18 protein-coding genes are annotated in these 18,692 nt (G+C 59.3%); 4 read left to right on the top strand and 14 right to left on the bottom strand.

What is annotated here, in order from left to right; translation table 11 throughout:
• Positions 1-21 precede the first annotated feature (21 nt).
• Positions 22-651 (bottom strand): DedA family protein, encoded by a 630-nt coding sequence (locus FAZ30_RS08670; RefSeq protein WP_124645458.1) that lies wholly within the window; start codon positions 649-651, stop codon positions 22-24.
• A gap of 116 nt (positions 652-767) precedes the next feature.
• Between FAZ30_RS08670 and alr the strand changes: the two genes are divergently transcribed.
• Positions 768-1,838: an alanine racemase gene (gene alr, locus FAZ30_RS08665; RefSeq protein ID WP_124645457.1), complete on the top strand. Its 1,071-nt coding sequence runs from the start codon at positions 768-770 to the stop codon at positions 1,836-1,838.
• A 78-nt stretch (positions 1,839-1,916) separates the two neighbouring features.
• Here alr and glmM read toward each other — a convergent pair whose 3' ends face one another.
• From glmM to rlmE, 4 genes are all read right to left on the bottom strand, one after another.
• Complete coding sequence (gene glmM / locus FAZ30_RS08660) at positions 1,917-3,251, bottom strand: phosphoglucosamine mutase (RefSeq protein WP_124645456.1); 1,335 nt, start codon at positions 3,249-3,251, stop codon at positions 1,917-1,919.
• Between the two features lie 126 nt (positions 3,252-3,377).
• Complete coding sequence (gene folP / locus FAZ30_RS08655; protein ID WP_124645455.1) at positions 3,378-4,220, bottom strand: dihydropteroate synthase; 843 nt, start codon at positions 4,218-4,220, stop codon at positions 3,378-3,380.
• Between the two features lie 69 nt (positions 4,221-4,289).
• Positions 4,290-6,200, bottom strand: a complete 1,911-nt coding sequence (gene ftsH, locus FAZ30_RS08650; protein ID WP_103524369.1) for an ATP-dependent zinc metalloprotease FtsH — start codon at positions 6,198-6,200, stop codon at positions 4,290-4,292.
• Positions 6,201-6,280: 80 nt separating this feature from the next.
• A complete protein-coding gene (gene rlmE / locus FAZ30_RS08645) occupies positions 6,281-6,898 on the bottom strand; it encodes a 23S rRNA (uridine(2552)-2'-O)-methyltransferase RlmE (protein WP_124645454.1) in 618 nt (205 codons plus the stop codon).
• Between the two features lie 136 nt (positions 6,899-7,034).
• Here rlmE and FAZ30_RS08640 point away from each other — a divergent pair, with 136 nt between their 5' ends.
• Positions 7,035-7,367 (top strand): YhbY family RNA-binding protein, encoded by a 333-nt coding sequence (locus tag FAZ30_RS08640; RefSeq protein WP_124645453.1) that lies wholly within the window; start codon positions 7,035-7,037, stop codon positions 7,365-7,367.
• Between the two features lie 82 nt (positions 7,368-7,449).
• On the opposite strand, the gene FAZ30_RS08635 is transcribed toward FAZ30_RS08640, so the two are convergent.
• From FAZ30_RS08635 to FAZ30_RS08595, 9 genes are all read right to left on the bottom strand, one after another.
• Entirely contained in the window at positions 7,450-7,878 is a 429-nt protein-coding gene (locus FAZ30_RS08635) for a DUF4149 domain-containing protein (protein WP_124645452.1), read from the bottom strand.
• A 60-nt stretch (positions 7,879-7,938) separates the two neighbouring features.
• On the bottom strand, positions 7,939-8,415 hold the full coding sequence (gene greA / locus FAZ30_RS08630; RefSeq protein WP_124645451.1) for a transcription elongation factor GreA: 477 nt from the start codon (positions 8,413-8,415) through the stop codon (positions 7,939-7,941).
• 168 nt (positions 8,416-8,583) lie between these two features.
• Positions 8,584-11,793 carry a carbamoyl-phosphate synthase large subunit gene (gene carB / locus FAZ30_RS08625; RefSeq protein WP_137009277.1) on the bottom strand — a complete coding sequence of 1,070 codons (3,210 nt, stop codon included), beginning with the start codon at positions 11,791-11,793 and terminating at the stop codon, positions 8,584-8,586.
• A 26-nt stretch (positions 11,794-11,819) separates the two neighbouring features.
• Positions 11,820-12,476: a leucine efflux protein LeuE gene (gene leuE / locus FAZ30_RS08620; RefSeq protein WP_124645449.1), complete on the bottom strand. Its 657-nt coding sequence runs from the start codon at positions 12,474-12,476 to the stop codon at positions 11,820-11,822.
• Between the two features lie 23 nt (positions 12,477-12,499).
• On the bottom strand, positions 12,500-13,630 hold the full coding sequence (gene carA / locus FAZ30_RS08615) for a glutamine-hydrolyzing carbamoyl-phosphate synthase small subunit (RefSeq protein ID WP_124645448.1): 1,131 nt from the start codon (positions 13,628-13,630) through the stop codon (positions 12,500-12,502).
• Positions 13,596-13,814, bottom strand: coding sequence for a hypothetical protein (locus tag FAZ30_RS08610; protein WP_124645447.1), 219 nt, complete (start codon positions 13,812-13,814; stop codon positions 13,596-13,598). The genes carA and FAZ30_RS08610 overlap by 35 nt, the downstream gene beginning before the upstream one ends.
• Before the next feature lie 60 nt (positions 13,815-13,874).
• Complete coding sequence (locus FAZ30_RS08605) at positions 13,875-15,656, bottom strand: acyl-CoA dehydrogenase (RefSeq protein ID WP_124645446.1); 1,782 nt, start codon at positions 15,654-15,656, stop codon at positions 13,875-13,877.
• 216 nt (positions 15,657-15,872) lie between these two features.
• Complete coding sequence (locus FAZ30_RS08600) at positions 15,873-16,808, bottom strand: electron transfer flavoprotein subunit alpha/FixB family protein (protein WP_124645445.1); 936 nt, start codon at positions 16,806-16,808, stop codon at positions 15,873-15,875.
• A gap of 3 nt (positions 16,809-16,811) precedes the next feature.
• On the bottom strand, positions 16,812-17,561 hold the full coding sequence (locus FAZ30_RS08595) for an electron transfer flavoprotein subunit beta/FixA family protein (protein ID WP_124645444.1): 750 nt from the start codon (positions 17,559-17,561) through the stop codon (positions 16,812-16,814).
• 241 nt (positions 17,562-17,802) lie between these two features.
• Here FAZ30_RS08595 and FAZ30_RS08590 point away from each other — a divergent pair, with 241 nt between their 5' ends.
• Together FAZ30_RS08590 and FAZ30_RS08585 are read left to right on the top strand one after the other, a co-directional pair.
• On the top strand, positions 17,803-18,222 hold the full coding sequence (locus tag FAZ30_RS08590; protein ID WP_124645443.1) for a MaoC family dehydratase: 420 nt from the start codon (positions 17,803-17,805) through the stop codon (positions 18,220-18,222).
• Between the two features lies 1 nt (position 18,223).
• Positions 18,224-18,688 carry a GNAT family N-acetyltransferase gene (locus tag FAZ30_RS08585; RefSeq protein ID WP_124645442.1) on the top strand — a complete coding sequence of 155 codons (465 nt, stop codon included), beginning with the start codon at positions 18,224-18,226 and terminating at the stop codon, positions 18,686-18,688.
• Positions 18,689-18,692: the final 4 nt, after the last annotated feature.

The following is an 18,692-nucleotide window of genomic DNA, read 5'->3' as shown; positions in this document are numbered from 1 at the left end:
GCTTTTTTCACGCTTGGCAATCTATTTTTTCAGCTCGGAAGCAGCACAGCACTTTTTACGGCGGCACAGATAGACGATGAGCAGCACCGTCAGCAGCACGCCGACAGCCGACAGAATGCCCACCTGGCCGCGATGCACCATGTGCATCAGCCACTCGCGCTGGGTTGCGCCGTAGTGGCCCAGATACACCCAAACGGGTACGGAAATCAGCGCGGCAAAACCGTCCATCAACAGAAAGCGCCAATACGGGACGCGACGGGTCATGCCGGCAGTAATGAAGATGGGCGAGCGCAGGCCAGGCAGAAAACGGGCAACAAACAACACCCAGGTGCCGTACTTTTCAAACTTTTCCTGTACCGCTTCGAAACGCTCCTGGGTCAGGATGCGTGCAATGGGCCGGAAGCGCTGCACCTTGTGCCCATAAAAGCGGCCGGCTGCAAACATGATGCCATCGCCCGCCAGCACCCCGGCCATTCCGACCAGAAACATTACATCCACATCGGCATAACCCAGACCGGAGATGATGCCACCGGCGACCAGAGTGATGTCCTCCGGAATCGGAATGCCGAACCCACACACCAGCAATACGGTAAAGACAGCCACATAACCGTAACCGGTAAAGAAATCGAGAAGTATCTGCAGTATGTCCATAGTGCTCCGCCGACCGGCGCGGTCTTGTCCTGACACAAGATTTGGCCGCGGGCTGATTGTCCGAGTGCATGATCGGGCGCTTATAATAGCACACCTCGACCTTATCCTTTCTTGACATGACACGCCCTATACGGGTGGAAATCAATCATTCCGCCCTGCGCCATAATTATTTACAATCCCGCAAGCAAACCGCAGGCCGCCGCGCGCTGGCCGTGATCAAGGCTGATGCCTATGGTCATGGCAGTCTGGGCTGTGCACTAGCCCTGGCCGACAGCGCCGACGGATTTGCCTTGCTCAACATCGAAGACGCCATCGCCCTGCGCCAGGCCGGCATCCAGCAAGACATCGTCCTGCTGGAAGGCCCTTTCGACCGTGCCGAAGTCGAAGCCATGGCCACTTATCGCATTGGCGGTGCCATTCACTCCCCTCACCAGATTGCCTGGCTGCGCGAAGGTTCCCTGCCACAAACGGTGGAGGTCTGGCTCAAGGTGAACAGCGGCATGAACCGGCTGGGCTTTCGCCCGGAGCAAGTTGCAGCGACTCTGGCCAATCTGCAGTCCCTGCCCCAGGTCCGTACCAGCACCATCATGACCCACTTTGCCACCGCCGATGATGCCCGTGGCGTCGCGGCACAATGGCAGGCCTTTGCTCCAGTGGCCGCAGCCAGTGGCCTGGCGGTCAGCGCCGCCAACTCCGCTGCGGTATTCCGCCATCCACAGACCCATGGCGATGTGGTGCGGCCGGGCATCACCCTGTACGGCTGCTCGCCGTTTGCCGAATGCCACGGTACCGCGCTGGGCCTGCAAACCACCATGACACTGAGTGCCGACATCATCGCCATCCAGCAACTACAAGCTGGTGATACGGTGGGCTATGGGCTGAACTTCCGAGCGGAACAGGCCATGCGCATCGGCATCGTCGCCTGCGGGTATGCGGATGGCTATCCGCGTATTGCCGCCAATGGCACACCGGTGATGGTGGCTGGCCAGCGCAGCGCCACAGTGGGCCGGGTATCCATGGACATGCTGGCCATCGACCTCAGCCACATCCCTGCGGCCGATATCGGCAGCCAAGTAGAGCTGTGGGGGCCCAATGTAGCGATTGAAGAAGTGGCTGCGGCAGCCGGCACCATCGGCTACGAGCTGATGTGTGCCGTGGCACCACGGGTGCCGCGCAAGTATTGCTGACACCCCTGCTCCATGCAAAAGGCCACTACCTATAAGGTAGTGGCCTTATCATTTTTACTGCCAAACAGAAAAACCCGCTCAGGCGACCCGCTCTATGGTGGCAGCAATTTCTCTGGCCCACTTTTCCGATAAGCCACGGTCGCTCGCTTCCACCATCACCCGTACCACCGGCTCGGTACCGGAAGGACGCAATACCACGCGCCCCACGCCAACCAGCGCAGCCTCGGCAGCGGCCAATGCCTCGGCAGAAGCCGCTTTCCAGTCGCAACCATTGTGACGGACATTGATCATGGTTTGCGGGAATGGCGTCCAGTCGTGACAGGCTTCTTCCATGCTGATGCCCATTTCGGCCAGACTGGCCAATACCTGCAGACTGGAGATGATGCCGTCCCCTGTGGTGTGCTTGTCCAGACACAGGATATGGCCAGAGGCCTCGCCCCCCACCTGCCAGCCATTGGCGTGCAGCATTTCCAGGACGTAGCGGTCACCCACCTTGGCACGACCAAAAGCCACACCCAGCTTGTTCAGGGCCAGTTCCATCGCCATATTGGTCATCACGGTCCCCACTACGCCGCCCCGCAGGTCGCCGCGCGCGGCACGGGCCCTGGCAATGATGTAAATCAGCTGGTCGCCGTCATACACCTTGCCATTGCGATCCACCATGATCAGCCGGTCGCCGTCGCCATCCAGCGAAATGCCGAAATCGGCATGGTGTTCCAGCACGGCGACTTGCAGGGTCTTGGGGTAGGTCGCGCCCACCTTGTCATTGATGTTGTAGCCATCCGGCTCCCCGCCAATGACCACCACTTCGGCACCCAGTTCGTGAAATACCTTGGGCGCGATATGGTAGGTGGCACCATTCGCGCAATCCACCACCAGTTTGAGCTGTTTGAGATCGCGCTCGCCGGGGAAGGTACTCTTGCAGAATTCGATATAGCGTTCGGCGGCACCGGAAATACGACGGGCGCGCCCCAGCTCCACCGAGCTGTTGGTGGTCATCGGCTGCTCAAGCATGGCCTCGATTTCCAGCTCCAGCGTGTCATCCAGTTTTTTGCCACCTTCGGCAAAGAACTTGATGCCATTATCCTGATACGGGTTGTGCGAGGCAGAAATCACCACCCCGGCCTCCAGCCGCAACGCACGCGTCAGATAGGCGATGCCCGGAGTCGGCAAAGGCCCGGTCAGCAGTACATTGACACCGGCAGCAGTAAAGCCGGCCTGCAGCGCCGCCTCCAGCATATAGCCGGAAATCCGGGTGTCCTTGCCGATCAACACCGTGGGGCGATGCACCTTGTCATGATCGACCAGCACCCGGCCAGCAGCATGGCCCAGCTTGAGAACAAAATCCGGCGTAATGGGGAACTGCCCTACTTCGCCACGCACACCATCCGTTCCAAAATATTTGCGACTCATCTCATCATCCTAATCACGTTGCCGCAGCATGGCTGGCAACGCATAACAGCAAAATGGCCCCTGCGGGAGTCATGCATTGTACCTGTGCGCCAAGTCGCACAGCAAAACTCTGCGGCTATAACGGCGTCAGTCGGCATAGGCCTGCATCGCGCCCCACACCTGCAAGGCCTGATGGCTGGCCTTGACATCGTGTACCCGTACTATCCTGGCGCCCTGCTGCAAGGACAACAGCGCCACGGCCAGGCTGGCCCCCAGCCGCTCGCAGGGAATGGCCTCGCCGGTAATGGCACCGAGCATGGATTTGCGCGACAGCCCCACTAGCAAGGGAAGGCCGCTGATGGCCTCGATACGGCGCAGTCCGGCCAGCAATTGCAGATTGTGCTGCAGAGTTTTTCCAAAGCCGAAACCGGGATCGATCAGCAGACGGGCATCGGCAATACCGGCATCGCGGCACAGCTGTACCCGGCGCAACAGATAATGGCCCACTTCATCCACCACATCCAGATAGTGCGGGGCCTGCTGCATGGAGTCCGGATTACCCTGCTTGTGCATCAGGCAGAGCGCCACATTCGATGCAGCCACCGCGTCCACCGCACCATCATCCTCCAGCGCAGAAACATCATTGATCAGATCCACCGCCCCCAATTGCAAGGCGGCACGCATCACCGCAGTACGGCGGGTATCCAGCGACAAGGGCGCGCCGATGCCCTTCAACTGTTCCAGCACCGGCATCACCCGGTCCAGCTCCTGCTGCACACTGACTTCCGGCGCACCGGGACGGGTGGATTCACCACCGATATCCAGAATGGCCGCACCGTCTGCCAGCATGCTTTCGGCACGTTGCAGCGCACTATCCAGGGAGTTGAAGCGACCGCCATCGGAAAACGAATCCGGCGTGACATTGAGGATGCCCATGATCATGGGCTGGGTCAGATCGAGCTGGAAACGCCCGCATTCAAGCAATTGCATGGGAAATATCTGCCTGATAAATGCAAAACAGGGCGACAGCCTAAGCTGCCGCCCTGCAAAAACCGGTGATCAGAGTTCCTGAGCCGGCGTAGATGTTGCTGCTGCCGGGCTGGCTTCAGCCGGCTTGTCTTCCGGCTTGGCCGGGAAACCGCTGCCCGGTTTGGGCGGACGCGGCGGCTTGCCATCCATGATGTCGTTAATCTGCTCGGCATCGATGGTTTCCCATTCCAGCAGGGCTGCGGTCATGGCTTCCACCTTGTCGCGGTTATCTTCCAGCAGACGGCGGGCCAGCCCGTACTGCTCGTCGATAATGCGGCGGATTTCCATATCCACTTGCTGCATCGTGGCTTCGGACAGGTTCTTGTGCGTGGTGATGGAACGACCCAGGAAGACTTCACCTTCGTTGTCGCCATACACCATCGGACCGAGCTTGTCGGACATGCCGTAGCGGGTCACCATGTCGCGCGCCATTTGTGTGGCACGTTCGAAGTCGTTGGAAGCACCGGTGGTCATCTGGTTCATGAACAGCTCTTCGGCAATACGACCGCCGAACAGAATGGCCAGACGGTCCATCAGGTAGCCGCGATCATAGGCAAAGCGGTCCTGTTCCGGCAGCTGCATGGTCACACCCAGCGCACGTCCGCGCGGAATGATGGTGACCTTGTGCACCGGATCCGACTTGGGCAAGAGCTTGGCAACAACGGCATGGCCGGATTCGTGATAAGCGGTATTACGCTTTTCTTCCTCCGACATCACCATGCTGCGGCGCTCGGCACCCATCATGATCTTGTCCTTGGCCGACTCGAAATCCACCATGTCCACCAGGCGCTTGGCGCGACGGGCAGCAAACAGCGCAGCCTCGTTCACCAGGTTGGCCAGATCAGCACCGGAGAAACCCGGCGTGCCACGAGCGATGACCGAAGGTTCCACATCGGCAGCAATCGGGACTTTGCGCATGTGCACGGACAGAATCTGTTCGCGACCACGGATATCCGGCAGCGGCACCACCACCTGGCGGTCGAAACGGCCCGGACGTTGCAGGGCTGGGTCGAGTACGTCAGGACGGTTGGTCGCGGCGATCACGATAACGGTGGTGTTGGTTTCGAAACCATCCATTTCCACCAGCAGCTGGTTCAGCGTCTGTTCGCGTTCGTCGTTGCCACCGCCCAGACCAGCACCACGCTGGCGGCCGACAGCATCGATTTCATCGATGAAGATGATGCAAGGCGAGTTCTTTTTCGCCTGCTCGAACATGTCGCGGACACGGGCAGCACCCACGCCGACAAACATTTCCACAAAGTCGGAACCAGAGATGCTGAAGAACGGCACCTTGGCTTCGCCAGCGATGGCCTTGGCCAACAGCGTTTTACCGGTACCCGGGGAGCCACACAGCAAGATGCCGCGCGGAATGCGCCCACCCAGACTCTGGTAGCGGGACGGATCGCGCAGGTAATCGACGATTTCCTTTACTTCTTCCTTGGCTTCATCGCAGCCGGCCACATCCGCAAAGGTCACGGTATTGGTGTCCTGATCCAGCATGCGCGCCTTGCTCTTGCCGAAGGAGAAAGCACCGCCCTTGCCGCCGCCCTGCATCTGACGCATGAAGAAAACCCACACGCCAATCAGCAACAGCATCGGGAACCAGCTGATGAAGATGCTCATCAGCATGGACGGTTCTTCTTCCGGCTTGGCGGAGAAGCGTACGTTGTTCTTGATCAGGTCTTCGACCAGTTGCGGGTCGTACGGAGCGTAGGTGGCAAATGCCGAACCGTCTGTCCGCTTACCCTTCAGCCACTGGCCACGCAGGGGATGGCCCTCAATGCTCAGGGATTGCACCTTGCCGGATTCGACATCGCTGATGAATTGCGAGTACTCGATCTGGTTCTGGGCGTCCTGGCGTTTGTTGAACTGATTGAATACTGTCATCAGTACCAAACCGATGATGACCCAGATGGCTATGTTTTTGCCGATATTGTTCACGAGTAGCGGACTCCTCTGTGCCCTGACTTTGCGGTTGCGTATTTCATTGGTATGGATTGTAAACCCCGAGGGGTTGTATGTCAGCGTCGGCCCTTGCCCAGCAAGTAAATTTCACTGGAACGATCGCGCGAGGCCTTGGGTTTGCGGGTGACCACCTCTTCGAACAGCTCGCGCATGGCCTGGAGGTAGGACTGGAAATCACTGCCCTGGAACACTTTGACGAGAAAACTGCCGCCGGGTTTCAGGTGATCGCGCGCAAATTCCAGCGCCAGCTCACACAGGAGAAAACTTCTGGCCTGATCCATGGCGCTCATTCCTGAGATATTGGGTGCCATATCGGAAATTACAAGGTCCAGCGCACGACCATCCAGCAGGTCGACAAACTGCTGCAGAATTTCTTCTTCACGAAAATCGCCCTGGATGAATTCCACATCGGCAATCGGATTCATCGGCAGAATATCCAGCGCAAACACCTTGCCCTGCTCACCGACGATACGGGCGGCTACTTGCGACCAGCTGCCTGGGGCGCTCCCCAGGTCGGCCAGCACGGTACCGGGGCGTATCAGTTTGTCTTTTTCGTTGATTTCCAGCAGCTTGTACGCTGCCCTTGCCCGGTAGCCGTCTTTCTTGGCCATCTGTACATACTGGTCGTTAACATGTTCGCGCAGCCAGATATTGCTGCTGGTACTTCTTGCCATGGGTAGCTTTCTGCCAATCTCGTCCAGCATAGCCGGTGGGCTATCCTGTTGTTTTTCAGTCTGTTTGTGGCCAGAGTTTGGGCAAAGGGCCAAACTCTAGTAGAATCCGGTTTTGCTTTGAAACCAAGCCTGTCCAATGAAAATCGAACTGCAACCTTTCCAGCGCCAACACCTCAAGGGTCTGGCCCAGACGCTCAACCCGGTCGTGATGATCGGCAATAATGGCCTGAGCGACTCCGTACTGCGCGAAATCGCCATCAGCCTGGATGCCCACGAGCTGATCAAAATCCGCGTACAAGGTGATGACCGCGCTGCCCGCATCGCGCTGTACGAGCAAATCTGCGATGATCTCAGTGCTGCTCCGGTACAGCATATCGGCAAACTGCTGGTGCTGTGGCGTCCCAGCGACAAACAGCGCATCGTACTGCCGAAGAACAAAAAGGCACTGAAGCTGGCGTCGCAATCCTGAGCCAGCTCTTGGCCGGTATAGCAAAAGCGGTGGGACTCCACCGCTTTTATTTTGTCCCGGCCCTGCTGGTGCTCAGACCTGCTCAGTCACGGCGCAGGATGTAGGCCAGGCCCATCAGGCTTTGCACCAGATAAATCAGGCTGGAAATGGCGTGCCAGGTGGCAAAGCCACCGCCAAACAGCCCTTCCGCCGCATGGTTCATCTGCAACTTCAGCTCGGCGATGATGGGGGTGACCGCAAAGTGGTTGATGACGGTGCACAGCAGCATGCCGACGATCAGCCAGAAGCTGCTCTCCTTCATGCCGCGCACGCCATTGCGCCAGACATTGTCCACCAGCAAAAATACACCGCAGACCAGACCAACCCAGGCAATGCCGGCAAACAGCTTGCCAGCCACCATGCCTGCGGTCACCGTATCCAGCATCTTGAACAATACCGGCGTGACAATCAGGCCAATGACCCACAGCCCGCCTATCCAGAAGGTTCTGGTAATCGCTCGCAACCCATCCATGCGCGCTCTCCCTGAAACACAGCAAAAACGCGCGATAGCCGCGCGTTTGATCTGACAGTTTTAGATGTACTTGACGTCTAGCACTTCGTATTCGCGGATGCCGCCCGGTGCCACCACCTCGGCCACATCGCCGGCTTCCTTGCCGATCAGCGCACGCGCAATCGGCGAATTGACCGAAACCTTGCAGACCTTGATGTCGGCTTCATCGTCGCCCACGATCTGGTAGGTGACTTTGTCTTCGGTTTCCAGATCCATCAGTTCGACAGTAGCACCAAACACCACGCGACCATCGGCATCCAGCTCGGCCGGATTAATGATGATGGCATTGGAAATCTTGCCTTCGAGATCGGCAATGCGGCCTTCGACGAAGCCTTGGCGTTCCTTGGCTGCATCGTATTCGGCGTTTTCCGACAGGTCGCCATGCGAACGCGCCTCGGCGATCGCTTCGATAACCGCCGGACGTTCCACGCTCTTCAGGCGTTGCAGTTCTTCTTTGAGAAGCTCGGCGCCACGCAGAGTCAACGGGACTTTGTTCATTCGGGTGTTCTCCTGAGGCGGTACCCCGCCGTCATCAAAAACACAAGCCGCCGTACGAGACGGCGGCTTGGGTGTTGCGGGTTCAATAGCTAGATTGTAACGGCAAATCGCTTGTGGTTCAAAGCTTCAACGCACAACTTGTCCCTTAGCTTCCAGCTGGCAGCAAGATTAGTGCTTGATGGAGGCGTGCAGTTCCTGAACGCTGTAAACATCAAACTCTTCCACATGCGCCATGCCCACACACACGGCCTTGGCACCAGCCAGGGTAGTGTATTGCGGAATACGGGCCTGCAGCGCGCTGCGACGGATGGAGTGGCTGTCCTGAATGGCCTGGCGCTTTTCATCCACGGTATTGACCAGCACGTCGATTTCGCCGTTCTTGATCATGTCGACGATGTGCGGGCGACCTTCGTTTACCTTGTTGACCACCTGCACCACGATGCCGGCTTCGGCCAGGGTCTTGGCCGTGCCACGGGTGGCACACACGCCAAAGCCCAGACGCTGCAGCTCACGTGCCACGTCTACCGCACCGTTCTTGTCGGACTGGCGTACCGACAGGAACACCTTGCCGGTGCGCGGCAGCTTGTCGCCGGCAGCCAGCTGGCTCTTGACGAAGGCTTCCGCAAAGCTCTTGCCCACACCCATCACTTCACCGGTGGACTTCATTTCCGGCCCAAGGATGGTATCGACACCAGGGAACTTGATGAAGGGGAATACGGCTTCCTTCACCGCGTAATACGGCGGGATGACTTCCTGGGTAAAGCCTTGCTCGATCAGGCTGATACCAGCCATGGCACGAGCGGCAATCTTGGCCAGCGATGCGCCGGTTACCTTGGAAACAAACGGCACGGTACGCGAGGCACGCGGGTTGACTTCCAGCACGTAGATGGTGTCACCCTGGATGGCGAACTGTACGTTCATCAGGCCAACCACATTCAGCGCACGCGCCATGGCTTCGGTCTGGCGACGGATTTCGTCCTGCACCGCCGGGAACAGGCTGTACGGCGGCAGCGAGCAGGCGGAGTCACCGGAGTGCACACCAGCCTGTTCGATATGCTGCATGATGCCGCCGATCACCACCGAGGTGCCGTCAGAGATGCAATCCACGTCGACTTCGATGGCGTCATTGAGGAAGTGATCCAGCAGTACCGGGCTGTCGTTGGATACCTTGACCGCTTCGCGCATGTAGCGCTCGAGGTCGGCCGGCTCGTGCACGATTTCCATCGCACGGCCACCCAGTACGTAAGACGGGCGCACCACCAGCGGATAGCCGATTTCTTCGGCCAGCTTCATGGCATCGGCCGGAGTACGCGCAGTGCGGTTCGGCGGCTGTTTCAGGCCCAGGTCGTGCAGCAGCTTCTGGAAGCGCTCGCGGTCTTCCGCGGCGTCGATCATGTCCGGGCTGGTCCCGATGATGGGCACACCATTGGCTTCCAGCGCGCGCGCCAGCTTCAGCGGGGTCTGGCCACCGTACTGCACGATGACACCAAACGGCTTTTCGATACGGCAGATTTCCAGCACGTCTTCCAGCGTCAGCGGCTCGAAGTACAGACGGTCGGAGGTGTCGTAGTCGGTGGAGACGGTTTCCGGGTTGCAGTTGACCATGATGGTCTCGAAACCGGATTCACGCAGCGCCAGCGCCGCATGCACGCAGCAGTAGTCGAATTCGATGCCCTGACCGATACGGTTGGGGCCGCCACCCAGTACCATGACCTTCTTGCGGTCGGACGGGTTGGCTTCGCACTCTTCTTCGTAGCTGGAATACATATAGGCGGTGGAAGTGGCGAACTCGGCCGCGCAGGTATCCACACGCTTGTAGACCGGGTGCAGACCCAATGCCCAGCGCTTGGCGCGCACGGCAGCCTGGTCGGTATTCAGCAGTTCACCCAGACGACGGTCGGAGAAGCCCTTGCGCTTCAGACGACGCAGTTCGTCAAAGCTCAACTCTTCCACCTTGCGGCCGGCCAGGGCTTTTTCTTCGCCCACGATGTCTTCAATCTGCGCCAGGAACCACGGGTCGATCTTGCTCAAGGCAAACACATCGTCGCGGCTCATGCCCACGCGGAAGGCGTCGGCCACGTACAGGATGCGTTCCGGTCCCGGGGTGCTGACTTCGTGACGGATGGTTTCTTCGTTGCTGGTCACCGAGTTGAAACCGGACAGACCGGTTTCCAGGCCACGCAGCGCCTTGTGCATGGATTCCTGCAGGGTGCGGCCCATGGCCATCACTTCGCCCACCGACTTCATCTGGGTGGTCAGGCGGTTGTCGGCCTGCGGGAATTTTTCGAAGGCAAAACGCGGGATCTTGGTGACCACGTAGTCGATGGACGGTTCGAACGAAGCCGGGGTTGCGCCGCCGGTGATGTCGTTTTTCAGTTCGTCCAGGGTGTAGCCCACGGCCAGCTTGGCAGCCACCTTGGCAATCGGGAAGCCGGTGGCCTTGGAAGCCAGTGCCGACGAACGCGATACACGCGGGTTCATCTCGATCACGATCATTTCGCCGTTGACCGGATTGGTGGCGAACTGCACGTTGGAGCCACCGGTATCCACGCCGATTTCACGGAGTACCGCGATCGATGCATTACGCATGATCTGGTATTCCTTGTCGGTGAGGGTCTGTGCCGGAGCCACGGTGATGGAGTCACCGGTATGCACGCCCATCGGGTCGAAGTTCTCGATGGAGCAGATGATGATGCAGTTGTCTTTTTTGTCGCGCACCACTTCCATTTCGTACTCTTTCCAGCCGAGTACGGACTGCTCGATCAGCAGTTCATGGGTGGGAGACGCTTCAAAGCCGCGCTCGCAGATCGCCAGGAATTCTTCCTTGTTGTAGGCGATGCCGCCACCGGAGCCGCCCATGGTGAAGGACGGGCGGATCAGCGTGGGGTAACCCACCTTGGACTGCGCTTCCAGCGACTCTTCCATGCTGTGGCAGACAAAGGACAGCGGGCAGGACAGGCCGATCTTGGCCATGGCTTCCTTGAAGCGGCCACGGTCTTCTGCCTTGTCGATGGCGTCTTCGGTGGCACCGATCAGCTCGACATTGTACTTTTCCAGCACGCCATGCTTGGCCAGGTCCAGCGCACAGTTCAGTGCGGTCTGGCCGCCCATGGTGGGCAAGATGGCGTCCGGACGTTCCTTGGCAATGATTTTTTCCAGAACAGGCCAGGTGATCGGTTCGATGTAGGTGACATCGGCCATGTTCGGGTCAGTCATGATGGTGGCCGGATTGGAGTTCACCAAGATGACTTTGTAACCTTCTTCACGCAGGGCCTTGCAGGCCTGGGCGCCGGAGTAGTCAAACTCGCAGGCCTGGCCAATGACAATGGGGCCGGCGCCGATGATGAGAATACTCTTGAGGTCGGTACGTTTCGGCATGTTATCGCTCAGTCAATTTCAATTGTTCAGTTCAGGCTGGCTGCCGCCAGTTTGGCCCCGAAGCCCAGAAACAGCGCGCCCACCCCGCCAGACATGGCGGAGGACAGTTTGCGGCGGCGGCGGAAGGCTTCGGCCAGTCTTGCTCCGGACACGATGATGGTGGCCAGATAGAGGGCGCTGCAGCACTGCAGCAAGCCGCCCAGCACAAGAAAGGTCAGCACCGGGTGCGGATAGGCCGGGTCGACGAATTGCACGAAGAAGGACACGAAGAACAAGATGGCCTTGGGGTTCATCAGGCTGATGACCAGCGCCTTGACGAAGGGACGGCTGGCGTCCACTTCGCGCTGTGCTTGCGGCGCAGCGTCTTCCGTACGGGAAGCACTGCGCCAGGCACGCCAGGCGCCACGCAGCATCTGCAGGCCCAGCCAGGTCAGGTAAGCACCACCGGCATACTTGACCACGGCAAACAGGGCCGGATTGGCCTTGAGCACCCCTGCCGCCCCCGTGGCGGCCAGCGTCATCAGGATTGCATCACCGGCAAATACCCCGCAGGCCCCCACAAAGCCGCGGCGGATGCCGCGCTGTGCCGCCACCGACAGCACATACATGGAGTTGGGGCCTGGCAGCAACACGATGATGATGGTGCCAATCAGGTAGGTGGTGATATCGGTAATGCCCAGCATGCTTGTTCTCCGTTCTGGTCCGTTTACTTCGCCTGGCTCATCGCCGTGATGAAGCGGTCAAACAGATAGGCCACGTCTTCCGGACCGGGGCTGGCTTCCGGGTGTCCCTGGAAGGAGAATGCCGGGCGGTCGGTCAGCGCAATGCCCTGTACGGTCTGGTCGAACAGGCTGCGATGGGTCACGCGCACATTGGCCGGCAGGGTGGACTCATCCACCTGGAAGCCGTGGTTCTGGCTGGTGATCATCACGCGGCCGCTGTCCAGATCCTGCACCGGGTGGTTGGCACCGTGGTGGCCAAACTTCATCTTGCTGGTCTTGGCACCGGAGGCCAGACCCAACAACTGGTGACCCAGGCAGATACCGAATACCGGCAGGCGGGTTTCCAGGATGTCGCGGATGGCGGCGATGGCGTAGTCGCACGGTTCCGGATCGCCCGGGCCGTTGGACAGGAACACGCCATCCGGATTCAGCGCCAGCACATCCTTGGCCGGCGTCTGCGCCGGAACCACGGTCAGCTTGCAGCCACGTTCGGCCAGCATGCGCAGGATGTTGTGCTTGACACCGAAGTCGTAGGCAACGACATGGAAGGGGGTTTCGGCCTGTTCGCTATAGCCGGCACCCAGCTTCCATTCGCCCAGTTTCCACTGGTAGGACTCGGCACAGCTGACCACCTTGGCCAGATCCTGGCCAGCCATGGAGCCGAAACCACGTGCCAGTTCCAGCGCGCGGGCTTCGTCCAGATCGGCACCAGCCATGATGCAGCCAGGCTGGGCACCCTTCTCGCGCAGAATGCGAGTCAGGCGACGGGTATCGATATCGGCGATGGCCACGACATTGTTCTTGGCCAGATAGTCGGACAACGAATCTTCCGCACGGAAGTTGCTGTGCAACAGCGGCAGATCGCGAATGATCAGACCGGATGCAAAAACGGCGCGTGATTCGGTATCTTCCGAATTCGCGCCGACATTACCGATATGGGGATAAGTCAGGGTGACGATTTGTTTGGTGTAGGAGGGATCGGTGAGGATTTCCTGATACCCGGTCATGGCGGTATTGAATACCACTTCGCCGACCGTATGGCCGGTGGCTCCGATGGCACTGCCCTTGAAGAGGGTACCGTCAGCCAAGACGAGGATCGCTGGTACGGTTGACACTGACTAGCTCCTGTTGCGTTTCGCTTGTATGTTTTTGCGGATTTTTATGTGAATAACGGGACACGACGTTTTGCGCCTGTCCCGTTTGGTTAAACCTTTCAATCATACCGCTTTCGGCCAGTTGAAACAAGTCACAAGCACCTGTTTTTGCATCACTTCCTGATTTTCCCTGCACAATTTCCAATAGCTTTACTTAAAGAAACAGCCACCCGCAGGTGGCTGTTTCGGCTGGCAGGACTTCAGCTTAGAACAGGCTGTCGTCCAGTTCCAGCACGCTGTCGGCACCATCCACAATGGCCGCGGCCAGGCCGCCGACCTGCGGCAACATATGCTCGGCAAAGAAGCGGGCGGTGATGATTTTGGCCTTGAGGAAATCCTCATCCACACCGTCTTCCCCCAGTTTTTCGCGGGCGATCAGCGCGGCGCGGCCCAGTTGCCAGCCACCCAGCACAATACCCATCAGCTTGAGGAAAGGTACCGAACCGGCGGCTGCCAGCTGCGGCTGACTACCGAAGCTATCGAGAATGAAAGCAACGCAGCGTTCGGCCTCGGCCGCAGCCTGCTGCAGATTGGCGGCGATACTGGCGTAACCGGCGGCTTCCAGCTTGCCAGCCGTGGCACGCGCTTCATCCAACAGCGCACGGGCCGTCGCGCCGCCTTCGCTGAAGGTCTTGCGGCCAATAAGGTCCAGCGCCTGAATGCCGGTAGTGCCTTCGTAAATGGCGGTGATGCGCGCATCACGGTAGTACTGCGCCACGCCGGTTTCTTCGATAAAGCCCATGCCGCCATGCACTTGCACCGCCAGGCTGGTCAGTTCATTGGCCTGCTCGGTATTCCAACCCTTGACGATGGGAATGAGGAAATTCACCAGCGCCTGATTGCGCGCTGCTTCGCTGGCCACCGGATGGCGCGAGGCACGATCCAGCGCCGCAGCGGTGTAGAAGGCCAGCGCGCGCTGGGCTTCGATCTGGGCGCGCATGGTCATCAGCATGCGACGGATGTCGGGATGCTTGATGATGGCCACACCAGCCGGGTCGGGCGAACCGACAGCCCGGCTTTGCACGCGGTCGCGGGCATATTCCACTGCCTTCTGGTAGGCGCGCTCGGATACCGACATGCCCTCCACCCCCACCCCAAGGCGGGCGTGGTTCATCATGGTGAACATATAGCCCAGACCCTTGTTGGCCTCGCCCACCAGATAGCCGATGGCACCATCGTTATCACCAAAACTCATCACCGCCGTCGGGCTGCCGTGGATGCCCAGCTTGTGTTCCAGCGATACGCAACGTACGTCGTTACGCGCACCCAGGCTGCCATCAGCACTCACCAGGAACTTGGGCACGATGAACAGGGAAATACCCTTCACCCCGGCCGGAGCGTCCGGCAGACGGGCCAGCACCAGATGGACGATATTGTCGGCCATATCGTGCTCACCCCAGGTGATGAAGATTTTCTGCCCACTGATGCGATAGCTGCCATCGGCCTGCGGCACGGCACGCGAGCGTACCTGAGCCAGGTCGGAACCGGCCTGCGGCTCGGTCAGGTTCATGGTACCAGTCCACTCACCACTGGACATGCGCGGCAGATAAATGGCCTTGAGTTCTTCCGAGGCATGATGGTGAATGGCTTCCACCGCACCCAACGTCAACAGCGGTGCCAGTGAAAAGGCCAGATTGGCCGAACACCACATTTCTTCGGCGGCAATCGCCACCAGCGCCGGCATGCCCTGCCCGCCAAAATCAGCCGGCGCACGCAGGCCCACCCAGCCGGATTCGACATATTGCTGCCAGGCGTCCTTGAAGCCCGGCGCGGCGGTCACTTCGCCGTCTTTCAGCGTGGCCCCTTTGTCACCCTGCTTGTTGATGGGAGCCAGCACCCCTTCGGCAAACTTGGCGGCTTCTTCCAGAATGGCATCGACCAGCTCCACCGAGCAGTCTTCATAACCAGGCAGGCTGCACACCGAGGTCAGCTCGGCCAATTCATTGAGAACAAAGCGAATTTCTTTAACTGGCGCGTTATAAATCATCAGCCTCTCCTTATTCTTGCTGCACTACAATCGTCGTAGATATGAAAAAACCGGCTCGCCGTCCACCTGATGCATGAGCATGCCTACCCACCGCGAGCTGCGGCGGGAAAGCTTGCTCCTCCATGAAGCAGACCGGTCGTAGCCGGTTTTTATTTTTTGATTCCGGCGGCTATGCTGCCTGCTCGGATGGGGAGGGCTGCCCCTCCCCACACACCTTTACTTGGCCAGTTCGGCCAGCAATTCCGGCACCACGGTGAACAGGTCACCCACAATGCCGTAGTCAGCCACCTGGAAGATCGGCGCTTCTTCGTCCTTGTTGATCGCCACGATCACCTTGGAATCTTTCATACCGGCCAGATGCTGGATGGCACCGGAAATACCCACAGCGAAGTACAGCTGCGGTGCCACTACCTTGCCGGTTTGGCCAACCTGGTAGTCGTTCGGGGCGTAGCCCGCGTCAACTGCGGCACGCGAAGCACCAACGGCAGCTCCCAGCTTGTCGGCCAGCGGTTCGATCACGGCCTTGAATTGCTCTTCCGAACCCAGCGCACGACCACCGGAAACGATGATCTTGGCAGCGCCCAGTTCCGGACGGTCAGATTTGGTCAGCTCCTGGCCAATAAAGCTGGACAGTTGCGGATCAGCCGCCACGGCGACGCTTTCCACCGCAGCGGAACCACCTTGAGCTGCCGCAGCATCGAAAGCCGTGGTACGCACGGTGATCACCTTGATGGCATCAGCCGATTGCACAGTGGCCAGCACGTTGCCGGCGTATACCGGGCGCACAAAGGTATCAGCCGATTCGATGGCAGTGATTTCGGAAATCTGCGCCACATCCAGCAAGGCAGCCACGCGCGGCAGCAGGTTCTTGCCAAAAGAAGTAGCCGGAGCCAGCACATGGCTGTAGCTCTTGGCCACGTCCACTACCAGGGCGGACAGCGATTCGGCCAGACCGTGGGCGTATTGGGCCGCATCAGCCAGCAGCACCTTGCTGACACCAACCACGCTCTTGGCGGCGTCGGCAGCAGCTGCGGCATTGTGGCCGGCCACCAGTACATGCACTTCGCCCAGCTTGGCGGCGGCAGTTACGGTATTCAGGGTGCCTGCTTTCAGGCCCTGGTTGTCGTGTTCAGCGATAACGAGAATGGCCATGGCTTACAGCACCTTTGCGTCGTTTTTCAGTTTGGCTACCAGCTCGGCAGCATTGGCTACCTTGATGCCGGCAGAGCGCTTGGAAGGCTCGGCCACTTTCAGCGTTTTCAGACGCGGAGTGACATCGACGCCCAGATCGGCCGGGCTGGTCTTTTCCAGCGGCTTTTTCTTGGCGGCCATGATATTGGGCAGCTTGATGAAGCGCGGCTCGTTCAGGCGCAGGTCGGCAGTGACCACGGCCGGCAGGCGCAGCTTCAGGGTTTCCAGGCCACCGTCGATCTCACGAGTAACGTCGACGGTTTCGGCAGCAACATCCACCTTGGAAGCGAATGCGCCCTGGGCCCAGCCCAGCAAAGCCGCAGCCATTTGGCCGGTCTGGTTGGCATCATCATCAATGGCCTGCTTGCCGACGATCAGCAGTTGCGGCTGTTCCTTGTCCGCCACGGCCTTGAGCAGCTTGGCCACGGCCAGCGGCTGCAGTTCGGTATCGGTTTCCACCAGGATGGCACGGTCAGCGCCCATGGCCAGAGCGGTGCGCAGGGTTTCCTCGCACTGCTTCACGCCCATGGAAACAACAACAATCTCGGTGGCCTTGCCGGCTTCCTTCAGACGCACGGCTTCTTCCACCGCGATTTCGTCAAAGGGATTCATCGACATCTTGACGTTGGCGACATCGACATCAGACCCGTCAGCCTTCACCCGAACCTTCACGTTGTAATCGACAACGCGTTTAACAGCGACTAGAACTTTCATATTCCTCCAGCGAATAGCTCTCTGGGTTAATCGAACTCGGAAGGGACTTGCTACCGTGGTGTTTCCCGAATTATGCCCCAACGCCATTTCAAACGAGCGTTTGGTTGAATTTTAGTGTGTGGCACGTAGCAAAAAAACAACTGATTGCAGATACTACGTCATTTCCGCTTAATTTGCATTTCGTCTGCTGCATGGCACAATGCAGTGCAGCAATTTCAACGTCATAGCCGGAGGCTCCCTCATGACAGTCTACTTTGAAGATATCAAGGTCGGCGATTCTGCCGAATACGCCAAAACCATTACCGAAGCCGATATCCTGCTGTTTGCTGCTGTTTCCGGCGATGACAATCCGGTGCACATCAATCAGGAATACGCCGAAACCACGCCGTTTGAAACGCGTATCGCTCACGGCATGCTGACCGCCAGCCTGATCTCCACCGTGGTCGGCACCCGCCTGCCGGGCAACGGCACCATCTACCTGTCGCAATCCACCCGCTTCAAGGCTCCGGTACGTATCGGCCAGACCGTTACCGCCCGCGCTACCGTAGTGGAAATTTTCCCGGAGAAGAAGCGCGTCAAGCTGGCAACGCAGTGTCTGGTGCAGGGCAAGGTGATTCTGGATGGCGAATCACTGGTGATTGCACCGTCACGTGGCGACTGAAATGGCCCTGTCTTTGCGCATCGTGCCGCTGACTGACGAAACCGGCAAGGTCACCGAGCCGGAATTACTGGCCCTGTGCAGCAGCCTGCACCGCCAGCTGCGCCCCATGCTGCCGGAGCACGGCCACAGCTATGCGGCAAAAATGCAACGCGTCTGCTCGTTTGGCGCACGCATGGTGGCGGCGCTGGATGGTGACGGCAAGCCGCTGGGACTCGCCCTGTACCGGGTATACGAAAACACCTATGAAGACCTGCGGCTGTATATCGATGACCTGGTCAGCGATGAAGCCCATCGCTCGCAAGGCATAGGCAGCCAGTTGCTGGACTGGTGTGCCGACGAAGCCCGCCGGCTGGGTTGCGGCTTTCAAGTGCTGGATTCCGGCACCTGGCGCACCGAAGCGCACCGCCTGTATTTCCGCAAGGGATTCAGCATTAGCTCGTTTCACTTCACCAAGCCGCTCAACTGAGCTG

The organism is Aquitalea aquatilis (assembly GCF_005155025.1).
Taxonomy (GTDB): Bacteria; Pseudomonadota; Gammaproteobacteria; order Burkholderiales; family Chromobacteriaceae; genus Aquitalea; species Aquitalea aquatilis.
This window is presented reverse-complemented; position numbering and strand designations above follow the sequence as displayed.

Excerpts from the sequence above, each read along its gene's own strand:
- glmM (WP_124645456.1), bottom strand. The coding sequence starts at position 3,251 with ATGAGTCGCAAATATTTTGGAACGGATGGTGTGCGTGGCGAAGTAGGG.
- greA (WP_124645451.1), bottom strand. The coding sequence starts at position 8,415 with ATGAACAAAGTCCCGTTGACTCTGCGTGGCGCCGAGCTTCTCAAAGAA.
- FAZ30_RS08635 (WP_124645452.1), bottom strand. The coding sequence starts at position 7,878 with ATGGATGGGTTGCGAGCGATTACCAGAACCTTCTGGATAGGCGGGCTG.
- folP (WP_124645455.1), bottom strand. The coding sequence starts at position 4,220 with ATGCAATTGCTTGAATGCGGGCGTTTCCAGCTCGATCTGACCCAGCCC.
- FAZ30_RS08585 (WP_124645442.1), top strand. The coding sequence starts at position 18,224 with ATGGCCCTGTCTTTGCGCATCGTGCCGCTGACTGACGAAACCGGCAAG.
- FAZ30_RS08590 (WP_124645443.1), top strand. The coding sequence starts at position 17,803 with ATGACAGTCTACTTTGAAGATATCAAGGTCGGCGATTCTGCCGAATAC.
- FAZ30_RS08640 (WP_124645453.1), top strand. The coding sequence starts at position 7,035 with ATGAAAATCGAACTGCAACCTTTCCAGCGCCAACACCTCAAGGGTCTG.
- rlmE (WP_124645454.1), bottom strand. The coding sequence starts at position 6,898 with ATGGCAAGAAGTACCAGCAGCAATATCTGGCTGCGCGAACATGTTAAC.
- FAZ30_RS08670 (WP_124645458.1), bottom strand. The coding sequence starts at position 651 with ATGGACATACTGCAGATACTTCTCGATTTCTTTACCGGTTACGGTTAT.
- alr (WP_124645457.1), top strand. The coding sequence starts at position 768 with ATGACACGCCCTATACGGGTGGAAATCAATCATTCCGCCCTGCGCCAT.
- carB (WP_137009277.1), bottom strand. The coding sequence starts at position 11,793 with ATGCCGAAACGTACCGACCTCAAGAGTATTCTCATCATCGGCGCCGGC.
- FAZ30_RS08595 (WP_124645444.1), bottom strand. The coding sequence starts at position 17,561 with ATGAAAGTTCTAGTCGCTGTTAAACGCGTTGTCGATTACAACGTGAAG.
- FAZ30_RS08600 (WP_124645445.1), bottom strand. The coding sequence starts at position 16,808 with ATGGCCATTCTCGTTATCGCTGAACACGACAACCAGGGCCTGAAAGCA.
- leuE (WP_124645449.1), bottom strand. The coding sequence starts at position 12,476 with ATGCTGGGCATTACCGATATCACCACCTACCTGATTGGCACCATCATC.
- FAZ30_RS08605 (WP_124645446.1), bottom strand. The coding sequence starts at position 15,656 with ATGATTTATAACGCGCCAGTTAAAGAAATTCGCTTTGTTCTCAATGAA.